We start from the raw sequence: 22,212 nt of genomic DNA on the forward strand, positions 1-22,212 counted from the left end.
CCCTATTACGCCAGTTTGTTCCATGGCGCAATGCCTGTCTGTCACCCGGGCACGCGGAGCGCCCCGGGCAGGTATGTGTGTGGCCGCTCAGTCAGCGGCGCGGGCCGCCCCGTCGCGCAGTTCGGCGACCGCGGCCTCGAAGTCCTCAAGCGACTCGAATGCCTGGTACACGCTGGCGAAGCGCAGATAGGCGACGAGGTCCAGCTCGCGCAGCGGCCCGAGTATGGCCAGCCCGACGTCGTGCGTGGTCAACTCGGCACTGCCGGTGGCGCGAACCGCCTCCTCGACCCGCTGGCCGAGTTGGGCGAGGGCGTCCTCGGTGACGGGCCGCCCCTGGCACGCCTTGCGCACGCCGGAGATGACCTTGTCGCGCCGGAAGGGCTCGGTGACCCCACTGCGCTTGATCACCATGAGTGACGCCGTCTCCACGGTGGTGAACCGACGGGAACAGTCGGGGCACTGCCGGCGCCTACGGATCGAGCAGCCGTCATCGGTGGTGCGACTGTCGACCACGCGACTGTCGGGATGCCTACAGAAGGGGCAGTGCATGACTCCCTCACCCTTCTCGCCCTGAAAACGGCGTACGAATCCCAGTGTCAATGGTCTCGACAGGCCCGCTGGCGGGGCTGTCGACGTGGCCCCCAGCATAGGCGAAGACTTCCGCGGTGATTCACCCGGGACCACAACCTATGGGCAACCGGCACTCATCAAACCACTAGATCTGGTGGCGGACCGTCAACCCTCGGCGCGGCGTGTCACAGCACGGCGGCAGCCATGAGGGTACGGGAAGACGGGCGGGCGCGAGCCACGGGGGCGCGAGTGGCGCATCGGGCCTCGCGCGGGAGCGCGCCGGCGCGCTCGCGCGCGCGAGAGCCCGCGACCCGTCGGGGCTCCGCACCACGCCCGCCACACACGCGCGTGCGGAGTCGACACCGGTGGAGTCGAACGGCGCTCACCGCGATTACCCAGGGTCACACCGACGGCGCGCGGGAAGGCCGCCCCGCCGGGGGGCGGCGCCACGGGGAGCGGTACCGTGATGGCCCGAAATCACTCCCCGTCTCATACACGAAGCTTCGTGATCACGTCAGCTAATCTGCGGATTTTCACTCGAACGTGTGTTTGGCGCAACCTTTCGAAAGCAACTACCGTTGGCTAACTAGGGAGAACATATCGAGAGGGGCCGACGTGACCACCACTGCCGACAGCGCCACCATCACCGCCCAGGACCGCTCCCGGAACCGACTCGAATCGGCACACACGATGAATGACGCCATCACACATCCAGAGGGGCAGCGGCCAGGCCGCTCGCTACCCGGCCGACCTCCCGGTATTCGCGCGGACAGCTCAGGGCTGACCGATCGGCAGCGGCGTGTCATCGAGGTGATTCGCGACTCCGTGCAGCGACGGGGTTACCCGCCGTCCATGCGGGAGATCGGGCAGGCCGTGGGGCTCTCCAGCACCTCGTCCGTCGCCCACCAGCTCATGGCGCTCGAACGCAAGGGGTTTCTGCGCCGAGACCCGCACCGGCCGCGCGCCTACGAGGTCCGCGGCTCCGACCAGCCCAGCGCGACGCCGCCCGCGGACACCGCGGGCAAGCCCGCCGCCTCGTACGTACCGCTCTTGGGGCGCATCGCCGCCGGTGGGCCGATCCTCGCCGAGGAGTCGGTCGAGGATGTCTTCCCGCTCCCCCGGCAACTCGTCGGCGACGGCGAGTTGTTCGTGCTCAAGGTGGTCGGTGACTCCATGGTCGAGGCGGCCATCTGCGACGGGGACTGGGTCACCGTCCGCCGGCAGCCGGTGGCCGAGAACGGGGACATCGTGGCCGCGATGCTGGACGGCGAAGCCACGGTCAAGCGGTTCAAGCGCGAGGACGGTCACGTCTGGTTGCTCCCGCACAACGCCGCGTACCAGCCGATTCCCGGCGACGAGGCCACGATTCTCGGCAAGGTAGTGGCGGTCCTGCGCCGGGTCTGACCGCCTCTCACGACCGGCCCCGGGACCACTGCGCCGGTTCCGGGGCTGCCTCGCCCCGGTTCTCCCGTTGCTGCGCTCGTGCGACGTGACGCGGATCGGCTGTGTGGTGACGGGGACGCCGGCGAGCGCGGCCGAGCCGGGACCGCGTAGCCCGGGCCCTCCGTAGGGCCCCGGTCCCACCGCCTTGGGCATGCCGCCCACGACGAGCCCGGCCTCCGTGACGTACGTACACCGCTCGGGTGGTGGTGGGACTCCGCACCGGGGTCGCACCACCACCCGACTGTGTTGTGTAGGCCGGCGTCCTACTCGCTGGCCTTCGCCGCGGCGTCGATGGCGGCCAGCGAGCGGCGGGCCTGGTTGCGGTCGGTGGTGTACCAGAAGTCCGGCATCGAGGCCCGCAGGAAGCTTCCGTACCTGGCCTTGGCCAGCCGGGGGTCGAGGACCGCCACCACGCCGCGGTCCCCCGAGGCGCGGACCAGGCGGCCGGCCCCCTGCGCCATCAGGAGCGCCGCGTGCGTCGCCGCGACCGCCATGAAGCCGTTGCCGCCGGCCTCCTCGACCGCCTTCTGGCGGGCGCTCATCAGCGGGTCGTCGGGGCGCGGGAAGGGAATCCGGTCCATCACGACCAACTGACAGCTCGGCCCCGGCACGTCGACGCCCTGCCAGAGGGACAGCGTGCCGAACAGACAGGTCTGCGGGTCGGCGGCGAAGGTCCGGATCAGCTCGCCCAGCGTCTCCTCGCCCTGCAGCAGGATCGGCGTGTCCAACCGGCCACGCAGTTCCTCGGCGGCCGTCTGCGCTGCCCGCATGGACGAGAAGAGGCCCAGCGTGCGCCCGCCGGCCGCCTGGACCAGTTCGGTCAGCTCGTCGAGCATGTCGGCCCGCCCGGCCTCCCGCCCCGGCTGGGCGAGGTGCTGGGCCACGTAGAGAATGCCCTGCTTGCGGTAGTCGAACGGCGAGCCGACATCCAGGCCCTTCCAGCGCGGCATGGTCGGGTCGTTCGCGCCGGCCTTCTCCGCCATGCCCTCGGGGGCGAGGCCGAGCGAGGCGCCCACGCCGTTGAAGTCGCCGCCCAGCTTGAGCGTCGCCGACGTGAGCACCACGGAACGCTCGGTGAACAGCTTCTCGCGCAGCAGCCCGGAGACGGACATCGGCGCGACCCGCAGCGACGCGCCGAACCTGTCGTGCCGCTCGTACCACACCACGTCGTACTCGGAGCCCTCCACGATGCGCTCCGCGACCGCGTGCACGTTCTCCACCGAGGCCAGGGCCTGCTTGCGGACCGCGTCCTCGTCCTGCACCGACTTGTCGCGGGTGCTGCCGATGGCCGAGATCACCGTGCGGGACGCGTCACGCAGCGCCATCAGCGCGTAACCGAGGTCCTCGGGGATCTCTTCCAGGCGGCCCGGAAGGGCCAGCTCCATGAGCCGCTCGAAGCTCTCGGCGGCCGTCTGGAGGGCGTCCGCGGCCTTCTCGTTGACGAGCTTCGCGGCCCGCCGGACGGCGCGGTTGACCTGGCCGGGGGTCAGCTCGCCGGTCGCCGCGCCGGTGACCCGCGACACCAGCTCGTGCGCCTCGTCGATGATCAACACCTCGTGCCCGGGCAGCACGGGGGCGCCCTCGATGGCGTCGATGGCCAGCAGCGCGTGGTTGGTGACGATGACGTCGGACAGCTTGGCGCGCTCGCGGGCCGCCTCGGCGAAGCAGTCCGCGCCGTACGTGCACTTCGACGCGCCCAGGCACTCCCGTGAGGAGACGGAGACCTGGCCCCAGGCACGGTCCGATACGCCGGGCGTCATGTCGTCCCGATCGCCGGTCTCCGTCTCGTCCGCCCAGTCGCGCAGCCGCAGCAGGTCCTTGCCCAGCTTGCTGGAGGCCTGGCCGGGGAGGGGCGCGGCGGCCTCGAACGGGTCGAAGAGCCCGTCCTCCTCCTCGTGGGGCACGCCCTCGTGCAGTCGGTGCAGGCACAGGTAGTTGGACCGGCCCTTGAGCATGGCGAACTCGGGGCGGCGGCGGAGCAGCGGGTGCAGCGCGTCGACCGTGCGCGGCAGGTCGCGCTCCACGAGCTGGCGCTGGAGCGCGAGGGTCGCGGTGGCGATCACCACGCGCTCGCCGTGGGCGATGGCGGGCACCAGGTAGCCGAGCGACTTTCCCGTCCCCGTGCCCGCCTGAACGAGCAGGTGCGCGTGCTCGCCCTTCGTCTCACCTCCACCGTCGTCCTGGTCGATGAACCGGGTCGCGCCGATGGCCTCGGCGACGGCTTGGGCCATGCTGACCTGCCCGGGACGCTCCGCGCCGCCGACGGCGGTCACGGCGGCGTGCAGCAGGTCGGTGAGAGACGGTGAAGGCGAAGGAGTCATAGGGAAGCCAGCCTAAGGGGCGCCACTGACAGTGCCGGTCACGAACCGTGCAGCGGGTTGGGCACGAAGCCGTGCACGGCGGCGTGGGGGCGGTGGGGGCTGTCTCGGTAGCCGTCCAGGTGCAGTCGGTTGCGGTTCAGGCACAGCCGCTCGATGGACGGGGTGAGCAGGTCGAACATCCGGTACCGCGCCGCGAGCTCGGGGAAGCGGCGGTGGTGGCGGAGGATCTCGCGCCGCACCAGTGACCAGAACCGCCGCTCGGGGACGCCGAGTTGGTCCGCGCACAGGGGCGCCAGGTAGCGGAAGACGCCCACGAAGAGGCCGGAGTGGATGAACTGGGTGAGGAACCCTGGCGGCTCGCTGAGCAGCACCCGCCGCACGTCAGCCGGCATGGAGGCGAGCTCGGGGAGCGGCTGGGCGCTGACGTTGATGTCGTCGACGAAGTCCTTGATCGCGAGACGGGCCGGTACGTCCCGCTCGTCGAAGACGACGACGGTGTTCTCGCCGTGCGGCGAGAACACCGTTCCGTAGCGGTACAGGAACCGCAGTAACGGCGGCAGCAGGGCGGCGAACAGGCGGCGCAGCCAGGTGCTCGGGGCGAGCCCGGAGCGTGCGACCAGTTCGGCGGTGAAGGCGCGCCCCCGCGCATCGGTGTGCAAGAGCGCGGCCAGGGTGCGTGCGCGCTCCCCCGGGTCGAGCTGGGGCGCCAGCGGCTCGCGCCAGATGCAGCCCAGCAACTCCCGGTACTGGTAGGGCACTCCGGGCAGGCGGTCGTAGAGCGGGTGCTCGACGGTCACGGACGCGGTCTCGCCGAGCAGGATCACCCGGGTCTCGTCGCGCAGAAACGGATCGGCGTCGCGGAGGCCGTGCACCCACGCGGTGACGGCCGGTGCGGCGAGCGTGCGTTCGGTGGGAAGCCCCCGCCAGACCAGGGTGTTGAGGACGGAGAGCGGGAGCTTGACGGTGCGCGCCTCGGGGCGGGTGACGTTGAGGAAGGTCCGGATGGACTGCTGGGGCAGTCGGCGGGCGTTGTCAGTGGGGAGGGGGATGATGCTCCCGTCGGCGATCTGCGGGGCGAAGAGGGGGGCGACCACCTCGTCCCACTGCCAGGGGTGGACGGGGAGCAGGAGGTAGTCGGCCGGGTCCCGGCCGTGTTCGGTGAGGGTGCGACGGAAGGTGGCGCGCGTGGGGGCGTCCAGCTCATCGCGGTAGAGCTGGTCGGGGGTGGCGAGTGCGGGCACCCCTCGGTAGTGGGCCAGGCCGCGCCGGACGGCCAGCCAGGGAAGGAGGTGGGCGTGACGGGCTTCGGGGGCCCAGTGGGCGGCGTCGGCGGCCGAGAACCCCAGGCGGCCCTTGTTGGCCACGAGCCACGGATGGCCGGTCTGGTGGCCTTCGAGGTCGGCGTAGTCGAGGTCGGCCAGGTCGGCGGCGGTCAGGGCGTCCGTGTCGAGCCGTACGTCGGCGGCCAGGGTCGCGGTGAGCTCGCGGAGCAGGTGCCCGGTGGTGTCCCCGCTCAGGCCGAGCAGTTCGTGGTGAGCGCGGGCGAGGAAGCGCAGCGGGTCGGCGCAGGGGGTGACGGAGGCGGGGTCGACGATCCAGTGGCCGTACGCGCCGCGGCGGGCGCGGAAGCGATAGGTCACGCCGTCCACCTCCGGGAGGCGATACGCGACCGGCTCCGCTTCGGCAGGGGGCGCGGCGGGGACCTCGGTGTCGGGCTCGGGGGTCAGCACGCCCTCGTAGGCGAACTCGGCGAGCATCTTGGCCAGCATGCGCCGCCCGGCGCGCTGCCAGGCGTCGGCCTGCGGTGACGCCGCGGGCTGGGCCGGTTCGGGCCGGCCAGGCGGTCCCGAGGCCGGGCGGGGGCGGGGTGGCTGCGCGGACCGCGATGGCGGCTGCGGCTGCGGCTGCGGCTGCGGTGAAGGTCGCATGGTGGGCTCCTTGGTGCCGGAGGTCACAGGAGGTGGCGTAGCGCCCGGTCCCGAACCATCAGGGCCGCGCGTTTGCCGGGGAGGGCCACCTCGGCGCCGAAGCGGAATCCGGCGCCGAGGAAGGCCGCGATGGAGGGGGTGTTACGGAGGTCGGGTTCGGCGACGACGCGACCGCAGTCGGGCCGGTGGTCCAGCACGAGGTCGGCGACCGCGCGGAGCAGAGCCGTGCCGATGCCCCGGCCCCGGTCCGCCACGCCGCCGATCAACAGGTGCAGGCCGGTGTCGTGCGGGCGGGCCGGGTAGTGGCGGGCCAGCGGGTCCAGGTCGGCGCGGTAGAGCTCCCAGTAGCCGACGGGCACGCCGTCGAGCGTGCCGAGGCAGGGCAGGCTGCGCCCGTCCCCGTCGAGTTGGGCCCGCAGGTGGCGCTCGGTGATGTCCTCGGGCCCGGCGAGTTCCCAGAAGGCGGCCACCGACGGATCGTTCATCCAGCGGGTGAGGAGCGGCAGGTCCCGCTGGACGGCCACCGGTACGAGCCGGAAGGCGCCGAAGGGCGTGGTGGCCGGCCCCCAGCGCTCGACGTCGCCGATGAGGCCGGCCGTGGGGGGTGGGAACGGTGCCGTGCGCCGGGCCTGGCCGGGGCGCGCCGCTACCGCGTGGGCGGCTTGCCCCGGGCCGGGTTCGTACGCGGGAGGGGTGGCCGCGGCCCCTCCCGCCCGGAGACCGTCGCCGGGTCGGGGGTGCGGGGCGGGGGGCGCGGCCCCGGCGGGCTGCGGAGTGTCGTGCAGCGCGGACAGCCAGAGGTCGACGGTGTCGTCGCAGGCGTGCTCCGGAGGGGCGTCGCGCCGCGGAAGCGCATCGCGCTGCGGGGCGGGCGGGCCTTCCCCACCGGGGGCTGCGTCGGCTGCGGGACCGGATGCGCAGGAGGCTGGGGCGGGGGTGGTTCCGCGCCCGCCGCCGGGGCCGGTGGTGGCGTCGGGGTCGGGCGCGGGATCGGTGGGGGGCATGGCGGTTCCCGGTTCGCGGGGGTCAGGGGGCGGAGGTGACGACGGGGTTGGCGATGGTGACGTAGACGGACTGCGTGTCCACCGGCCCGACCAGTTCGTCCAGGCCGTGCAGCCGGGTGAGCAGGTTGGCCTTGCAGCGCAGGGTGGGCGCGTCCAGGAGTCGGGCGGGCAAGGAGGAGCGGGAGGCGGCTGGTTCGCGGCTGGCCTCGCGCAGGAAGCGGCGGAAGGCGGCGAGCAGCAGGGGCTCGTCGCCGAGCCGCTGGGCGCCGAACGCGCCGATGAGGCCGAACACGTTGTTGACGCCCAGGTAGTAGGCGAAGCGCTCGTCGGCGACCGCGTCGGAGACGAACGTGTCGCTGGCCGCGCCGATGCCGGGCAGCCGGTGGTCGAGTTGCGTACGCCGGGACTCGCGGTAGTAGTAGCCCTGGTTGTCGCGGTAGCGCCCGCCGACGGGCCAGCCGTCGGCGTCGAGGTGGACGAGGGTGTTCTGCTGGTGGGCTTCGAGCGCGACGCCGGCCGCCCCGTCCAGCCACAGGAGCGGCCGGACGACGGTGTGCAGGTAGCGCAGAAACCACTCCGTCGACACGGCGCCGAGGGAGCGGCCGGTGCGGGCGGCCAGTCGCGTGACGAGGGAGGCCAGCCGCGAGCGCAGCGCCCGCTGGCCCGGCCACGGGCGGGGCGAGACGAGCCCCGCGAGGCACACCACGTCGTCGCCGACGGCGATGGGGTTGTGTCGGATGATGACGTCCACGCCGGCCACCGGCTCACCGTCGAGCCCGTCGACGGCGAGCCAGGCGGGGTCGCGGACGATGTCGAAGCCCGGCTTGCCCGGGCAGGCGGCCCGCCACTCCTTGGCCAGGCCGCTCCGTAGCAACCGGTGCACCTCGACGCCGCGCAGCAGTTCCTTGCGGAGGTTCTCACGGCGGGAGTTGGTGATGCGCAGCCCGAGGGAGAGCTTGAGCATGGCGCGTCCCGCGGGGCGGTAGACGGTGCGCACCGACGACGTGGGGTGCCAGGGGTCGCCGGCCGGGCCGAGGTCGCGTACCAGCCCCGCGTCGGTCAGGGCCCGCACGGCGCTACGGTGCCGGATCTCGTGCGCCTGCCACGGGTGCAGCGGCAGGGGGATCATGCCGTCGGGCAGCGCCGGCACCGCGCCGGCGACCAGGGTGACGAGCCGCTCGGCGGGCACGGTGCGGCCACGCTCGGTCCAGGCCGAGTCGGCGGCGAGCACGGAGGGCCGCACGGCCAACCAGTGCAGCGGGAACGAGCCGCGCAGCTCGGGCGAGTAGGCCCGGGCCTCCGCCTCGGAGAGCCCGTCGCGGCTCTTGGGCGTCGGGTGCAGCGGGTGGCCGAACAGGAGCGACTGCTCGCCGCTGAGGAAGGCACCGTTCGCGACGGGGTCGCCCGGGGCGGCGCGGCGACCGACGAGGAAGGCGGCGGTGCGCCGCACCGAGTCCGCGACCCGGCCCACGAGTTCGGCGCTGCCGGCCGCGCCCTCCGGCGCCCCGTACGCCGCCCCGTCGGCCTCCTCCCCCGCCCCGTACCCCGCTGCGTGCTCGGCGCTGAACGCGTCCGCGAGGGCGGCCGTGGCGTCGGCGACGCCGTCGGTGGCACCGTAGGCGCTGTCCAGCGCGCCGGTCGTGTCGTACGCGCCGGGGGGCGCGCCATCGCCGCCGTACGCGCTGCCCTGCGCGCCCTCGACCGGATAGATCTCCTCCTCCCCCGGGTCCAGTGCGGCGCCCGGTGTCGTCCCGCGGTGGGCACGGTCGGCTTCGCTCGCACCGTCCCCGGAGCGCGCCACCTCCGCCGGGTCCGGCGGGCTCGTGGCCCACGGCGACGGGCCGACCGGGACCGGGCCGGCCTCCGGGCCGAACCGCGGGCCGGTGCCGACGAGCGGCGCGCCGCCACGCGGCGGAGCGGCGCGGCGGGCGGCCCCGTAGGCGGCCTCCCGGCTGAGCAGCGCGGCCAGGGTGGGGGCGTCCACGGCTGGGGCGTCGGTCGGGCCGCCCACCAGGGCGGGGCGGCCGAAGCGGTGCCAGCCGGTCGCCGACCAGTAGGTCACGGGGACGAGGAGGGCGAGGCCGCTGGCCGCGAGCGGAAGCCACAGCACGTCGCCTTCGGGCGCCACCGTGTTCGTCTCGCGCACCCAGCACCGCAGCAGGTTCTCGACGGCCGACACGTCGGCCGCGGTGTGCGGGTCAGCGTCGTCCAGCGGGTCGGAGGAGGGGGAGACGCGCCCGGCGCAAGCGGCCCCCTGGCCGCGGCGGGCCTGTTCGGGGACGAACGGTACGAGGGCGCCCGACAGCGCGTCGGCTCCGGAACCTGGATTCATACGATGTGCGGCGCGTGGTGGGGGCGCTGGGCCCGCGGGATGCGCCTTCCTCCTTCATCGGCTGACCGTGCGGGATGCGCCCAGGGCCTGGGCATCGCGGGTGTGCGGGGGCTTGCTCGGCGCACCGTCGCGCCGTCGGGGTCTGGGCCACGGGCCGCCGGCGCACCGTCGCGGCGACGGCGCGGTGCGGGGGCCGCGGGCGGGGCGGGGCGTTCGAGGTGGCGCCGGTGTCGGGCGATGCCGGCCTTGGACGGTGGGCGGGGCGCGCCGTACGTACCAACGACGCGGGCGGCGCCGAATCACGGTCCGCCGGCAGATCCCTGACGCCGGGGAACCGGGGACCCGCGTTCGGCCGTCGTACGCGGCACCGGCATAGTGGGGGACCGCCCTCCGCCAGGGCGGTACATGACACCTACAGATCGCTTGTAGTCGCTTACCGAGCAGCCCGAACATTTCAGGGGGAGTTCCACCCATGCCATCCATGCGTCCATCCAGCTCTCGCCAGCGCGGCAAGCGGCGGCCATCGCGCGCCCGGAACTCCTCGTCCGCGCTGACCGTGGCGGCGCTGACCGCCGTCATGGCGCTCACCGTCGCCTCCTGTGGCCCCTCGGACGACGAGGGCAGCTCCACCCCGAGCTCGTCCGCCGAGCAGGGGTCGAACGAGTTGGCGCTGCCGACCGATCTGAACGACAAGCTCAAGGACCTCGGCCTCGACCTGGACAAGTGGAAGGACGGGGCCTGGAAGGACTTCGACAAGGAGTGGCTGCGCGAGGCAGGCGACTTCATCAACCCCATCATCGAGGACCTGTGGGACTCGGACCGGATGAAGGACGCCGAGGAGCCCGACCAGCCCGTCGAGGACGACATCGCCGACGACCAGGGTGTGACCGACCCCGAGCCGCAGCCGGTGAACGCGCAGCAGGTGCAGACCCCGTACAGCGCGAACGCGCCGGAGGCGGGGAAGGTCTTCTTCGACGGCCCCGAGGGCTCGATGGTCTGCTCCGCGACCGTGGTGAAGGACCCGGCGAACCCCGGCAAGTCCAACATGGTGTGGACCGCGGGCCACTGTGTGCACGCGGGCAAGGGCGGCGGCTGGTATCGCAACGTCATGTTCGTGCCCTCGTACAACGACAGCGGCCTGTCGGTGGCGGAGTTGGAGAACGCGCCCAAGGAGCAGATAGCGCCGAAGGGCCTGTGGTGGGCCGAGTGGGCGCAGACCTCCGACCAGTGGATCGAGCGGGGCGCCAAGGTGGGTGGCCAGGGCGCGCCGTACGACTTCGCCGTGTTGAAGGTCAAGCCGGAGGACGGCAGCGGCAAGTCGCTTGAGGAGACCGTCGGCGGGGCGCTGCCGGTCGAGTTCAACGCTCCGCCGGTGAAGTCGATCGCGGACATGACGGCCACCGGCTACCCGGCGGCCCCGCCGTTCGACGGCCAGTCCCTGCACCAGTGCACGGACAAGCCGGGCCGGCTCTCGCTGGACACCGCACAGCCGACGATGTACCGCATCGGCTGCCGGATGACCGCCGGTTCGTCCGGTGGTGGCTGGGTCGCCAAGGGCCAGGACGGCCAGCCGGCCCTGGTGTCCAACACCTCGATCGGCCCGGCCAACGCGGCCTGGCTGGCCGGCCCGCACCTGGGTGACGAGGCGAAGGGCGTCTACAACGCGGTGAGCAAGAAGTTCGCCAACCGGTGAGCGTGAGCGCCGGGCGCGCACCCCAGTGGTGAGCGCCCGGCGCGTTCGGCCCGGCGCCTGGACGCACGGCGCCGGGCCGAGCGCGTTCCGAGCCAAGCGCGTTACGGACCGACCGCGTTACGGACCGAGCGCGCGCGGCCGAGCCGCTGAGGGCCGTACGGGGTACGGCAGAGGGCCCGTTCCCTCCCCACGGAAGGGGGAGGAAACGGGCCCTCGACGCGCTTTCGGACTCGCGCGGGCCGCACCGAGTCGGCCGTGACGGTGTCGCGCCGCGACGCTACGACTCAGGGCACCAGCCGGCCGAGGCGGTGACGCGGGTCAGCCGAGGAGACCGGGGCGGGCGGGTCAGGCGGTGATCGCCGGGTTGCCGGCGGAGCCCACGGGCACGTACGGCTGCAGTTCCGCCGCCAGTTCCGCGTGCACCCGGGCCTTGAGCAACGTGCCCTCCGAGGTGTGCTCCTCGGAGATCACCTCGCCCTCGGCGTGCGTGCGCGAGACCAGGCCACCGCGCGTGTACGGCACCAGCACCTCGATCTCGACGCTCGGCCTGGGCAGCTCCGCGTCGATGAGCGCCAGCAACTCCGCGAGGCCCTGTCCGGACCGCGCCGACACGGCGATCGCGTGCGGCTCGATGCGCAGCAGCCGTTGCAGCACCACCGGGTCCGCGGCGTCCGCCTTGTTGACCACCACGATCTCCGGCACGTCGACGGCGCCCACGTCCCGGATCACCTCGCGCACGGCCGCCAACTGCTCTTCCGGCGCCGGGTGCGAACCGTCCACCACGTGCAGGATCAGGTCGGAGTCCGCGACCTCCTCCATCGTGGAGCGGAACGCCTCGACGAGGTGGTGCGGCAGGTGCCGTACGAATCCGACGGTGTCGGCGAGGGTGTAGAGCCGGCCGCTGGGCGTCTCGGCCCGGCGCACCGTCGGGTCCAGGGTGGCGAACAGTGCGTTCTCCACCAGCACGCCGGCGCCGGTGAGGCGGTTGAGCAGCGACGACTTGCCCGCGTTGGTGTAGCCGGCGATCGCGACGGACGGCACCTTGTGGCGCTTGCGCTCCTGCCGCTTGATGTCGCGGCCGGTCTTCATCTCGGCGATCTCCCGGCGCATCTTCGCCATCTTCTCGCGGATGCGACGCCGGTCGGTCTCGATCTTCGTCTCACCGGGACCACGGGTGGCCATACCGCCACCGCCGCCGCCACCCATCTGCCGGGAGAGCGACTGACCCCAGCCGCGCAGCCGCGGCAGCATGTACTGCATCTGCGCGAGCGCGACCTGCGCCTTGCCCTCACGCGACTTGGCGTGCTGGGCGAAGATGTCGAGGATGAGCGCCGTACGGTCGACGACCTTGACCTTCACGACGTCTTCGAGGTGGATGAGCTGACCGGGGCTGAGCTCACCGTCGCAGACGACGGTGTCCGCGCCCGACTCGAGCACGATGTCCCGCAGCTCCTGGGCCTTGCCGGAGCCGATGTAGGTGGCCGGGTCGGGCTTGGGGCGGCGCTGGATGACGCCGTCGAGAACCAACGCGCCCGCCGTCTCGGCGAGTGCCGCGAGCTCCGCGAGGGAGTTCTCGGCGTCCTGCATGGTGCCGGAGGTCCAGACGCCGACCAGCACCACGCGCTCCAGACGGAGCTGCCGGTACTCGACCTCGGTGACGTCTTCCAGCTCGGTGGACAGGCCCGCCACGCGACGCAGAGCGGCCCGCTCGGAGCGGTCGTACTGCTCGCCGTCGCGCTCCTCGTCGATCTCGTAGCTCCAGGCAACGTCCTCTTCCATCAGGGCGTCGGCCCGAAGGTTCTCGGGAAGGCGCTGCCGGTCCGAGGAATCCGCGGCGGGGAACGACTGCTGCTGGGAAGGGGTTGTCATTGGATCCTTACGTCGTGTGAGAACGGTCAGTGTCGATAACGCTCGACCGGCCCGAACGATTCCCGGGCCGCCACCGCGTCGACACATCGATGGTCCCACGCACCGTCGCGAGGGTCACCCGGGTTTTGTCCGCTATCCCGGTACACGGGGCGGGGCCGCACGGCCGCCGGGGCGCACGGGGTGCCGGGGCGGGGCAGCCGGGCCGCACGGGGCGCCGGGACGCACAGGGCGCCGGGGCGGGCCGCGCGGCTGGCCGGTTGACGGGGTCGGCGGCGGCAGCGCCGACGAAACGTTACTGGCGGCTACGGCGCGCGACGCTCCCGCCCGAGCGGGGACGCTCGCTAGAGCCCCGCCGCCGCGAGCTCGTGCCCCGCGCGCACGACGTCGTACACGCTCGGCACCTGGCGCATCGCGCGCATCAGGACCGGCAGCCGGCCGGCATCGGGGAGTTGCAGCGTGTACGTGTGCCGCACCCGCTGCTCGTACGGCGGCTCGACGGCCGCGGAGATGACCTCGGCGCCCTGTGCCGCGATGACCTCAGTGAGGTCGGCGAGCAGGTGGGGTCGGCTGAACGCCTCGGCGCACAGCGTCACGCGGTACCCGACCGGCGCCGCGTCGGCGTCGGTCTGCCAGCGCACGGTGACCGGTTGCCGCCCGGCCTCGGTCATCCGCGCCACGGCCGGGCACGGCACCCGGTGCACGGTCACCGCCCGGCCCCGTACCGCGAACCCCGTGACCTCGTCGGGCGGCACCGGCGTACAACACCCGGCCAACCGCACTGTCGCGCCGGGCTGGTCTACGACCACACCGAGGCTCCGCCGCCTGGCGGGGGTCGTGCCCGGCGGTGCGACCGTGGCGGGCCGCGCGGGCGAGGCGACCGTCCGCACCGTGGCGCCGGCATCCGCGCCCACGTCCGTGTCCGTGTCCGCTGGAGCATCGGCCTCGTCACGGGCGGCGGCATCGGTTGCCGACTCGGCCGCTCCTGCCCCGTGTGGTGCCGTGGCGAACCGTTGCGCCTCGGGCGCGGACCGCGCGTCGGCGGTCTCCCGGTCGCCGCCTCGGTCACGCGGCCCGACGGCGGCGGCCCCGCGCTGCTCGGCCGCTACGGGCGCGTTCGCGGGCGGCGGCTCCGTCTCGTTCAGCGGAGAGCCGCCGATGAGGATCGCGGGCGGGGCAGGCGTGTCGGGGCGAGTGGTTGGGGCGTGGGGGGTGGCGGTGTCGGTCGCCGCGACGGGGCCGCCCGGTGGCCCGTCGGCGCCCGGGACGGAGCGTGAGCCGGCGCCCGGGGCCGTGTCGTCGCCGGCGGCCGAAGCGGCTGGCTGCTCGGCACGCGCGGCGGCCGGCGGCACGAGGTCGGTGCCGGGCGACTGGGGCTCGGAGCCGGCCGGAGTGCCGGGGGTGGCGCCCGGTGCCCCGTCGGTGCCGCCGGTCGGCGCACCGGTGGCCGAGGCGTCGGCCTGCGCGGCGCGGACCGCCGCTGCGCGGCCCCGTGCCCCGTGCCCCGTGTCGTCGTCGGCGCTCCGCGCCCCGTGCGCCGCGCCCGGTGCCCCGTGCCCCGTTGCGGCGCCTTCCGTCGTCCCGCGCTCCGTGGGGGGCTGGATGCCAGGCCGCTGGGCCTCGTCCGTCGCGGGGCCGCCGTCCGGCCCGTAGGCCGCCGTCGCCTGCTCCGTGGTGTCCCGTCGCGCTACGAACGGCTCCCCCACGCCGGGCGCCGTGGTGCCCGGGCGGCGCGCGTCCGCCTGTGTGCTGTCCGCCTGCGTGCCGTCCGCATCCGGCGCGTCGGGGGCGGGGGCGGCTGCACCGTGGGCGGGGTGGGGCTCGGTCGGCGGGGTGGGAGGCGTCGGCCGGTCCGGCGAGGCGGCGTGGGCGGCGAGCCAGTGCGTGATGGCGATGCGTGCGGCGGGCGTACGCGCGTGGGTCAGCCATTCCGGCGAGGGTCCGGACGACGCGGCGTCGCGCCCTGTCGCCATGAGGAACTGCACGCTGTCCCCGTCGCGCAGTCTCGTGCTGAGCGTGACGAGACGGCCGTTGACCCGGGCGCCCACGCAGGAGTGACCGACCGCCCCGTACCGGGCGTACACGGCGTCCACGCAGCTCGCCCCGTCCGGCACGCTGAGGACGGTGCCGTCGGCCCCGAACACGGTGATCTCCCGGTCCTGGGCGAGGTCGTCACGGAGCGAGGACCAGAAGGCGTCCGTGTCCGAGACGGCGCGCTGCCAGTCCAACAGTCGGGACAGCCAGCCCGGCCGCGTCGGGTCCGCCCGCTCTCCGTCCACGCCCTCGCCGAGGCCGCTGGGCGCCCCGCCGTCGCCCGCCCCCCCGTCCGTAGCCTGGGCCGCGCCTGGTTCCGTGACGTCCGCCTCCGCCCCGTCCGCCGCGGCGGCGTACGGGTTGCCGAGTGCCACCACTCCCGCCTCGGCGACCTTGTGCATCTGCTGGGTACGGATGAGCACCTCGATGACCTTGCCGCCCTCGCCCGCGACGGCGGTGTGCAGCGACTGGTAGAGGTTGAACTTCGGTACGGCGATGAAGTCCTTGAACTCCGAGATGACCGGCGTGAAACACGTGTGCAGTTCGCCCAGGACCGCGTAACAGTCGGCGTCCTCACCGACGAGCACCAACAGCCGCCCCAGGTCGGCCCCGGACAGCTCGCCGCGTTTGCGGCGCACCCGGTACACGGAGACGATGTGCCGTGGGCGTACCAGCACCTCGGCCGCGATGCCCGCGTCGTTCAGCACCGCGCGGACGCCGCGTGCGGTCTCGGCCAGCGGGTCGGGGCGGGTGGCGTGCTCGGCGACGAGGTCGCGGGTGCGGGCGTACTCGTCCGGGTGCAGGATCGCGAAGACCAGGTCCTCCAGCTCGGTCTTGAGGGCCTGCACCCCGAGCCGCTCGGCCAGCGGGATCAGCACGTCGCGGGTGACCTTGGCGATGCGGGCCTGCTTCTCCGGGCGCATGACGCCGAGCGTGCGCATGTTGTGCAGCCGGTCGGCGAGCTTGATCGACATGACGCGCACGTCGTTTCCGGTGGCGACGAGCATCTTGCGAAACGTTTCGGGCTCGGCCGCGGCGCCGTAGTCGACCTTCTCCAGCTTCGTGACGCCGTCGACGAGGTAGCGGACCTCCTCGCCGAACTCCTCCCGCACCTGATCGAGCGTCACCTCGGTGTCCTCGACCGTGTCGTGCAGGAGGGAGGCGGTCAAGGTCGTGGTCTCGGCGCCGAGTTCGGCCAGGATGAGGGTCACGGCCAGGGGGTGTGTGATGTACGGCTCGCCGCTCTTGCGCATCTGCCCGCGGTGCGAGGACTCGGCGAGCACGTACGCCCGCCGCAACACGTCCAGATCCGCCCCGGGGTGGTGGGTCCGGTGCACCTTGGCCACGTGCTCGATGGCGTCCGGCACCCGGCCGCGCGGCGCCGGTCCCAACAGGGCCGCGCGGCCGAACCGGCGGAGGTTGCGCAGGTCGATGAGCGGGCGGCCACGCCTCCGGCCGAACGAACCCGGTTCTGCTGGGTTAGTGGCCTCTGCGCTCATGGGCACCTCCGGCGGCGTCGACCGGCGATGGCAGCGCGACTGCCGGGGCGGTCGGCCCCCAGGCCCCGAGTGGGCGCCCGTGCCGGTGCTTGATGCTATCGAGCCCATCACGCGCCATCGAACCGCTCTCGTCGAGCGTGAACCAGATCACCCATTCGAGCGAGCGGAATGAGGCGATGTTTCGCCCATGGGTGGTGACGGGAAGTCTGCGAGGTTGCCCCGGCTACGGGGCGACTCGCCCCGTAGCCCCGCCGCCACCGCCGTGGTGACTACGCGGCGCCGTCCGCAAGGGCGCCCCGCAGCCACCCGGGCTCCAGGGTTCCCTCGCCCACGATCACGGCGGGCCCCGTCATCTCCACGCTGCCATCCGGCAGCTCGGCGATCGTCAGCCGCCCGCCGGGGACGTCCACGGTGTACGTGACGGGGTGGCCGAGCACCGCGGGGTCCAGGCCGTCGCGGCGGGCGGCGGCCACCATGACGGCGCAGGCACCGGTGCCGCAGGACCGGGTCTCCCCCGCGCCCCGTTCGTGCACGCGCATGGCCACGTGGCGCGGGCCGCGCTCCACCACGAACTCGACGTTGACACCGTCCGGGTACACCGAGGCGGGCCGCACGTCCGGCGCGGTGAACAGGTTGCCGGCGTCGGCGAGGTCGCCGACGAACGCGACGGCGTGCGGGTTGCCCATGTTCACGTTGCGCGCCGGCCAACTCAGCCCACCCACCGAGACGGTGACCTCCGCGTCCGGCCCGTCCGGCAGCAGGGCCCGCCCCATCGCCACCGTGATGCCACCCTCGGCACCCTCCTGGCCGCGCGGGTCGGAGGCGGGTGCGGCCTTGGCGATGTGCGCCCGGCGCACGCCCGCGCGGGTGGCGATGGCCAGGTCTCCCGCGTCGACCAGCCCGGCGTGCCGCAGGTAGCGCGCGAAGACCCGCACGCCGTTGCCGCACATCTCGGCGATGCTGCCGTCCCCGTTGCGGTAGTCCATGAACCACTCGGCGTCGGCGGCCATCGACCGCGCCTCGGGGTGCGCGGCCGACCGTACGACGTGCAGCACCCCGTCGCCCCCGATGCCCGCGCGCCGGTCACACAGGCGCGCCACGGCCGCCGCCGACAGCTCCAGCCGGTTGTCCGGATCGGGGACGATCACGAAGTCGTTCTCGGTGCCGTGCCCCTTGAGGAACGGAAGCCGCTCTGCGGTACTCATCCTTCGATCCTACGGCGCCGCCGTCACCGGTGCCGGCGCCGGTGACGGCCCCACGGAGCACGGAGCGTCCACGTCGCCCGAGCGCACGGGGCGGCGCCTCCGTACCCGGGGACGGGGCACGGGGCGCGGGGCGCGGGGCACGGGGCGGTGGTCTCGCGCGCAGGCGCGGGGCACGGGGCAGCGATGCGCGCGGGCACGGGGCAGGGCGCATGGGGCACGGGGCAGCGGCGCCGTCGGCGGCCGCGGCGTATGGGGCACGGGGCGGCCCTCGGACCTCGCGGTCCGTATGGCGTGGGGCGTACGGGGCGGAGCGCGGGAGCGAACCGGTGGAGCGGCGGCTAGCGCAGGCGGGCGACGCGCCAGATGGCCAGCGCGGCGAGGAGGGCGACGATGGCGACGTAGGCGATCACGTAGCGCCAGTCGGCCTTGCGGCCCGAGCCGCGCGGCGGCAGGCCGGGCCAGGTGTAGCCGACGCGGCGGGCGGCCATCAGGCCCCAGCCGGCCGCGCAGCAGCTCAGCAGCAGGCCGAGCATGGAGACCACCGCGCCGCCATCGCCGAACTCGAAGGCAAGTGGGAAGGCGAACATCAGCGAACCGAGGGTGGCGAGCCCGACGATGGGCGCGATCTGCCAGACCCTCAGCCGGCGCGGCGGGCGCAGGTCGCGGAAGGACTCCGGTTCGCCCAGCGGTGCGTCGTCGCCCAGCGCGTCCGGTCCGTCCGGGGTCAGCGCCTCGGACTCCTCCGACGCGAGCGGCTCCGCTTCGTCGCGCGGCGGCGTCTCCGCTGTGTCCCGAGGGCTGGCCTCCATCGCCGTACGCCCTCCCCACATTCGACATCACGGCACGATCGAAGCTCGATGATGGCACGATCGCAGCGGCCTCCAGGACGCACGGAGCGTCCCGATGCCATCACGTGATCAGGCTGTGACCGCTCGTTCGACCAACGTCAGCGCGTGCGCCTGGAGTTCCCCGCTGTGACCGGCGGCGCCGCTGAGCCAGTGAACTCGCGCATCTCGTCGAAACCACGAATCCTGGCGGCGCGCGAAGCGCTTGGTGGCTCGTACGGTCTCGACGCGTGCCTCCGCTTCGTCGCACTCCCCCGCCAGCACAGCGAGCACCTGCTGGTAGCCCAGGGCGCGGGAGGCCGTGCGCCCCTCGCGTAGCCCCGTGCGCTCCAGTCGCTCCACCTCGTCCACCAGGCCGGCCTCCCACATCCGGTCCACCCGGCGGGCGATCCGCTCGTCCAGCTCGGGGCGGGCGACGTCCACGCCGATCTGCACCGTGTCGTAGACGGCGCTGTGGGCCGAGTCCGCTTCGGGCAGGTTGGCGGTGAAGGGGCGGCCGGTGATCTCGATGACTTCGAGTGCCCGGACGATGCGGCGGCCGTTGCTGGGGAGGATGGCCTCGGCGGCGCGAGGGTCGGCCACGGCGAGCCGGGCGTGCAGCGGCCCGCTGCCCCGTTCCAGCAGCTCCGCCTCCAGGCGGGCGCGGACGGCGGGATCGGTGCCCGGGAACTCCAGGGCGTCGATCGCGCCCCGTACGTAGAGCCCGGAGCCCCCGACGAGCACCGGCGTACGCCCCTCGGCGAGCAGGCGGTCGATCTCCGCGCGGGCCAGCCGCTGGTACTCGGCGACGCTGGCCGTCTCGGTGACGTCCCAGACGTCCAGCAGACGGTGCGGCACGCCCTGCCGCTCGGCCACGGGCAGCTTGGCGGTGCCGATGTCCATGCCACGGTAGAGCTGCATGGAGTCGGCGTTGATGACCTCGCCGCCGAGGTGCCGGGCCAGGGCGACCCCGAGATCGGACTTGCCCGCCGCGGTGGGGCCGACGATGGCGATGACCCGCGGAGCGGGGACTGCGCTGTTCACCGGGCCAGTCTCGCAAATCCGCGGGCCGCTCCTCGAACGAGCGACGTGACAGGGGGGCGCGGTGGTCGTTGCCCGTTGCGAGGTTTCGGCACACCGCCGAGCGAGCCAGGTTGCGGCAGTGGCGCCAGAGAACGTCCCGCTCCGTCCAGGCTGCCGCTACGCGGGTTAATCTATGGAGTGATTATGGGCGTTTTTTCAAGGTTTCGCCGTTCGTCGCGTTCGGTTGGCGCACCCCCCGCGGAGGCGGCGCGGAGCGATGAGGGCGGTAGCCTGACCGGGGAATCAGTCGCGGAATCCCCGGCTCCGGAGGAACTCGACGCCCCGCCGGTGGCCTCGTCGGCGGCTGCCTCCACCGTCGATGACGCCGAACAGGACGGCACGGCGGCAGGCGGCGCCACGATTCCCAAGCAACAGTCCGCCGAGCGGGCTGCGGACAGCGAGGCCGGGGAAGACGCCCGACAGTAGTCCTCCGACGAGGGAAGGTGGCCCATGGGCCTGCTGGACAATCTCAAGGCGAAGGCCGGTCAGCTCAAGGGCAAGGCCGGGGACCTCGCGAATCAGCACGGCGACAAGATCGAGCGCGGTCTGGACAAGGCCGCCAAGACGGTCGACGAGAAGACCAAGGGCAAGTACAGCGACAAGATCGACACCGGTACGGGCAAGGCCAAGGGCGCCCTCGACCGCCTCGCGCAGAAGGACGACGAGGGCAAGGGCCCGCAGGGCCGCTGACGCCTGACCGTCCCCCACGGCCGCGGAGCCTCCTGGCTCCGCGGCCGTGGTCGTTGTCGGCGACGGCCGGTACGGTGCGCGCCCCACGCCGGCCCCCGACGCGGCGGCGCCACGTACCCCGCCACTCCGCGTCCGGTGGGGCCCCACGCTGACGAGCCCCACCCGCACCAGCCGCCTCCACGCGGGACCACGGCTCCGCGCCCCCGTACGGACGTCGCCCCGTGCCCCGTGCGGACGGCGCCCCGTGCCCCGTGCCCCGTGCCCCGTGCCCCGTGCCCCGTGCCCCGTGCCCCGTGCCCCGTGCCCCCAGGCAGGATCACCGCTCCGTGCTCCGTGCTCCGTGCTCCGTGCTCCGTGCTCCGTGCTCCGTGCTCCGTGCTCCGTGCTCCGTGCTCCGTGCTCCCGGGCAGGATCGGCGACGCCTCGCGCCCCGTGTGTCCGCTACGACCAGGTGGCGACGAAGTAGCCCACGCCGTACGGCGCCTCGTCGTACAGCAGTGCGCCGCGCAGGCCCGCTCCGTCGCCCGCGCCGGCGAGCACCTGCCAGGAGGCCCGGCCCGACATCAGCAGGTCCTGGGCCAGGTGGGGATCGAGATCCGACAGGGCCGCGGTGTCGGCCGTGCCCAGGGCGCGCGCCACCTCCGCGTCACACGCGGCGGCCCGCTCGTCGAGGTAGCCGGGCGCCTTGAGCGTGCGGCGCGCGCTGCCGTCGCCGGAGATCAGGAGGGCCACCCGGTCGGCAGACCGCGCCAGCTCGCGCCCCAGTGCGGTGCAGCGGTCGACGGCGAGCGTCTCGGCGAGGCCGAAGCCCTCGACGGGCGCCGCGCTCCAGCGGGCGCGCTCCAGCAGCCATGCCGCGACGGCCAGCGAGGACGGCAGTTCGCGCTCCGCCAGCCAGCCCGCCCCGTGCCCCGCGTCCGCCCCGTGCTCCGTGTCGTCCGCCTCGGCGCTCCGTGCCCCGTGCTCCGTAGCGCCGTCCGCTCCCGGTAGCGCGCCGAGCCGTACCGTCATGTCCACGCCGTAGCCGCGGAACGAGCCGGCGCTGCCGCTCGGATAGGTGCCGTCAGCGTCCGGGGCGGCCGGGCCCAGCACGATGAGGCGGTCGGGGCGGGCCGCGGCCAGCACGCTGATCGCGTCCGAGCAGGCGTCCCGCAGCGGCGCCAGTTCGGGTGCGGCTCCAGCGGCGATCTCGGGCACGAGCAGGGGCGGGCACGGGCACACGGCGGCAGCGACAAGCATGATCGGCAGCCTAACGTCAGGCTCCGTCGCCCGAATCCCAGACCAGTTCGCAGACGCGGAAACGGCACGGGTACAGCCTGCTGCTCCAGGAACTCGCGATCACGAGCAGCCATCCGTCGTCGGTGCGGTACAGCCGCCTGCCGCGCGGGCTCCGTGGGTGTCTCGGCTGGTACGTCTCCACCTTCTCGGCCAGCAGCGTGAGCGCTTCCTCGCGCGTGCCGTCAACTTCGGCCAGTACCTCGATCGTGTCGATGTCGTTCTGGCCCATGGGTGGCTCGACGAGCAGTCCCCACCGTGGCATAGCGCTCTCCCCCGCCTCGTCTCACGCCGCGTGCGCGTGCGCCGTCGGGGCCGGTCCGGCCGTCGCGGCCCGCCCCGTTCGCCCGGCACGGCGAGTTCGGTACGGCCCGGTGCGACCCACCGTCGGGGACGCGCGGGTCACGCGCCCCGGCGGCCCCGGCGTACGCACCGTACGGCGCAC

General features: G+C 73.8%; 15 protein-coding genes. 3 read left to right on the forward strand and 12 right to left on the reverse strand.

Translation table 11 applies throughout. The features are described 5' to 3' along the window. Nucleotides 1–87 precede the first annotated feature (87 nt). Complete coding sequence (nrdR, locus tag H7H31_RS07250) at nt 88–549, reverse strand: transcriptional regulator NrdR (protein ID WP_176166475.1); 462 nt, start codon at nt 547–549, stop codon at nt 88–90. Nucleotides 550–1,185: 636 nt separating this feature from the next. On the opposite strand from nrdR, the gene lexA reads away from it, so the two are divergent. Continuing rightward, nucleotides 1,186–1,974, forward strand: coding sequence for a transcriptional repressor LexA (gene lexA / locus H7H31_RS07255; RefSeq protein ID WP_187064394.1), 789 nt, complete (start codon nt 1,186–1,188; stop codon nt 1,972–1,974). Between the two features lie 302 nt (nt 1,975–2,276). On the opposite strand, the gene H7H31_RS07260 is transcribed toward lexA, so the two are convergent. Genes H7H31_RS07260 through H7H31_RS07275 form a run of 4 tightly spaced genes read right to left on the reverse strand, consistent with a single transcriptional unit; the run spans nt 2,277 to nt 9,598 of the window. Beyond that, entirely contained in the window at nt 2,277–4,334 is a 2,058-nt protein-coding gene (locus H7H31_RS07260; protein ID WP_187064395.1) for an ATP-dependent DNA helicase, read from the reverse strand. 38 nt (nt 4,335–4,372) lie between these two features. After that, the gene (locus H7H31_RS07265) at nt 4,373–6,262 is read right to left on the reverse strand and encodes an IucA/IucC family protein (protein WP_187064396.1); all 1,890 of its coding nucleotides are present in this window, start codon (nt 6,260–6,262) and stop codon (nt 4,373–4,375) included. A 23-nt stretch (nt 6,263–6,285) separates the two neighbouring features. After that, nucleotides 6,286–7,266, reverse strand: coding sequence for a GNAT family N-acetyltransferase (locus H7H31_RS07270; protein WP_187117842.1), 981 nt, complete (start codon nt 7,264–7,266; stop codon nt 6,286–6,288). 22 nt (nt 7,267–7,288) lie between these two features. Then, the gene (locus H7H31_RS07275; protein WP_187060546.1) at nt 7,289–9,598 is read right to left on the reverse strand and encodes an IucA/IucC family protein; all 2,310 of its coding nucleotides are present in this window, start codon (nt 9,596–9,598) and stop codon (nt 7,289–7,291) included. Between the two features lie 481 nt (nt 9,599–10,079). Here H7H31_RS07275 and H7H31_RS07280 point away from each other — a divergent pair, with 481 nt between their 5' ends. After that, nucleotides 10,080–11,291 (forward strand): trypsin-like serine peptidase, encoded by a 1,212-nt coding sequence (locus H7H31_RS07280; RefSeq protein ID WP_187060547.1) that lies wholly within the window; start codon nt 10,080–10,082, stop codon nt 11,289–11,291. Nucleotides 11,292–11,636: 345 nt separating this feature from the next. Here H7H31_RS07280 and hflX read toward each other — a convergent pair whose 3' ends face one another. From hflX to miaA, 5 genes are all read right to left on the reverse strand, one after another. Then, nucleotides 11,637–13,160: a GTPase HflX gene (gene hflX, locus H7H31_RS07285; protein WP_187060548.1), complete on the reverse strand. Its 1,524-nt coding sequence runs from the start codon at nt 13,158–13,160 to the stop codon at nt 11,637–11,639. Nucleotides 13,161–13,501: 341 nt separating this feature from the next. Next, on the reverse strand, nt 13,502–16,690 hold the full coding sequence (locus H7H31_RS33760; RefSeq protein WP_232109727.1) for an HD domain-containing protein: 3,189 nt from the start codon (nt 16,688–16,690) through the stop codon (nt 13,502–13,504). Between the two features lie 269 nt (nt 16,691–16,959). Continuing rightward, nucleotides 16,960–17,895: a diaminopimelate epimerase gene (gene dapF / locus H7H31_RS07300; protein WP_187059887.1), complete on the reverse strand. Its 936-nt coding sequence runs from the start codon at nt 17,893–17,895 to the stop codon at nt 16,960–16,962. A gap of 338 nt (nt 17,896–18,233) precedes the next feature. Continuing rightward, nucleotides 18,234–18,704 carry a hypothetical protein gene (locus tag H7H31_RS07305; RefSeq protein ID WP_176164479.1) on the reverse strand — a complete coding sequence of 157 codons (471 nt, stop codon included), beginning with the start codon at nt 18,702–18,704 and terminating at the stop codon, nt 18,234–18,236. A 108-nt stretch (nt 18,705–18,812) separates the two neighbouring features. Next, nucleotides 18,813–19,763, reverse strand: a complete 951-nt coding sequence (gene miaA / locus H7H31_RS07310; RefSeq protein WP_187059784.1) for a tRNA (adenosine(37)-N6)-dimethylallyltransferase MiaA — start codon at nt 19,761–19,763, stop codon at nt 18,813–18,815. Nucleotides 19,764–20,252: 489 nt separating this feature from the next. Between miaA and H7H31_RS07315 the strand changes: the two genes are divergently transcribed. After that, entirely contained in the window at nt 20,253–20,492 is a 240-nt protein-coding gene (locus tag H7H31_RS07315) for an antitoxin (RefSeq protein ID WP_187059785.1), read from the forward strand. Between the two features lie 441 nt (nt 20,493–20,933). Here the strand turns inward: H7H31_RS07315 and H7H31_RS07320 are convergent, their stop codons facing one another. Both H7H31_RS07320 and H7H31_RS07325 read right to left on the reverse strand, forming a co-directional pair. Continuing rightward, nucleotides 20,934–21,731: a class III extradiol dioxygenase subunit B-like domain-containing protein gene (locus H7H31_RS07320; protein ID WP_187060149.1), complete on the reverse strand. Its 798-nt coding sequence runs from the start codon at nt 21,729–21,731 to the stop codon at nt 20,934–20,936. A gap of 16 nt (nt 21,732–21,747) precedes the next feature. After that, complete coding sequence (locus tag H7H31_RS07325; RefSeq protein WP_176164475.1) at nt 21,748–22,032, reverse strand: hypothetical protein; 285 nt, start codon at nt 22,030–22,032, stop codon at nt 21,748–21,750. Nucleotides 22,033–22,212 lie beyond the last annotated feature (180 nt).

This window comes from Streptomyces buecherae (assembly GCF_014295035.1).
GTDB lineage: Bacteria > Actinomycetota > Actinomycetes > Streptomycetales > Streptomycetaceae > Streptomyces > Streptomyces youssoufiensis.

Excerpts from the sequence above, each read along its gene's own strand:
- hflX (WP_187060548.1), bottom strand. The coding sequence starts at position 13,160 with ATGACAACCCCTTCCCAGCAGCAGTCGTTCCCCGCCGCGGATTCCTCG.
- H7H31_RS07320 (WP_187060149.1), bottom strand. The coding sequence starts at position 21,731 with ATGCTTGTCGCTGCCGCCGTGTGCCCGTGCCCGCCCCTGCTCGTGCCC.
- H7H31_RS07315 (WP_187059785.1), top strand. The coding sequence starts at position 20,253 with ATGGGCCTGCTGGACAATCTCAAGGCGAAGGCCGGTCAGCTCAAGGGC.
- H7H31_RS07260 (WP_187064395.1), bottom strand. The coding sequence starts at position 4,334 with ATGACTCCTTCGCCTTCACCGTCTCTCACCGACCTGCTGCACGCCGCC.
- H7H31_RS07280 (WP_187060547.1), top strand. The coding sequence starts at position 10,080 with ATGCGTCCATCCAGCTCTCGCCAGCGCGGCAAGCGGCGGCCATCGCGC.
- dapF (WP_187059887.1), bottom strand. The coding sequence starts at position 17,895 with ATGAGTACCGCAGAGCGGCTTCCGTTCCTCAAGGGGCACGGCACCGAG.
- H7H31_RS07265 (WP_187064396.1), bottom strand. The coding sequence starts at position 6,262 with ATGCGACCTTCACCGCAGCCGCAGCCGCAGCCGCAGCCGCCATCGCGG.
- H7H31_RS07275 (WP_187060546.1), bottom strand. The coding sequence starts at position 9,598 with ATGAATCCAGGTTCCGGAGCCGACGCGCTGTCGGGCGCCCTCGTACCG.
- H7H31_RS33760 (WP_232109727.1), bottom strand. The coding sequence starts at position 16,690 with ATGAGCGCAGAGGCCACTAACCCAGCAGAACCGGGTTCGTTCGGCCGG.
- H7H31_RS07305 (WP_176164479.1), bottom strand. The coding sequence starts at position 18,704 with ATGGAGGCCAGCCCTCGGGACACAGCGGAGACGCCGCCGCGCGACGAA.
- H7H31_RS07270 (WP_187117842.1), bottom strand. The coding sequence starts at position 7,266 with ATGCCCCCCACCGATCCCGCGCCCGACCCCGACGCCACCACCGGCCCC.
- H7H31_RS07325 (WP_176164475.1), bottom strand. The coding sequence starts at position 22,032 with ATGCCACGGTGGGGACTGCTCGTCGAGCCACCCATGGGCCAGAACGAC.
- nrdR (WP_176166475.1), bottom strand. The coding sequence starts at position 549 with ATGCACTGCCCCTTCTGTAGGCATCCCGACAGTCGCGTGGTCGACAGT.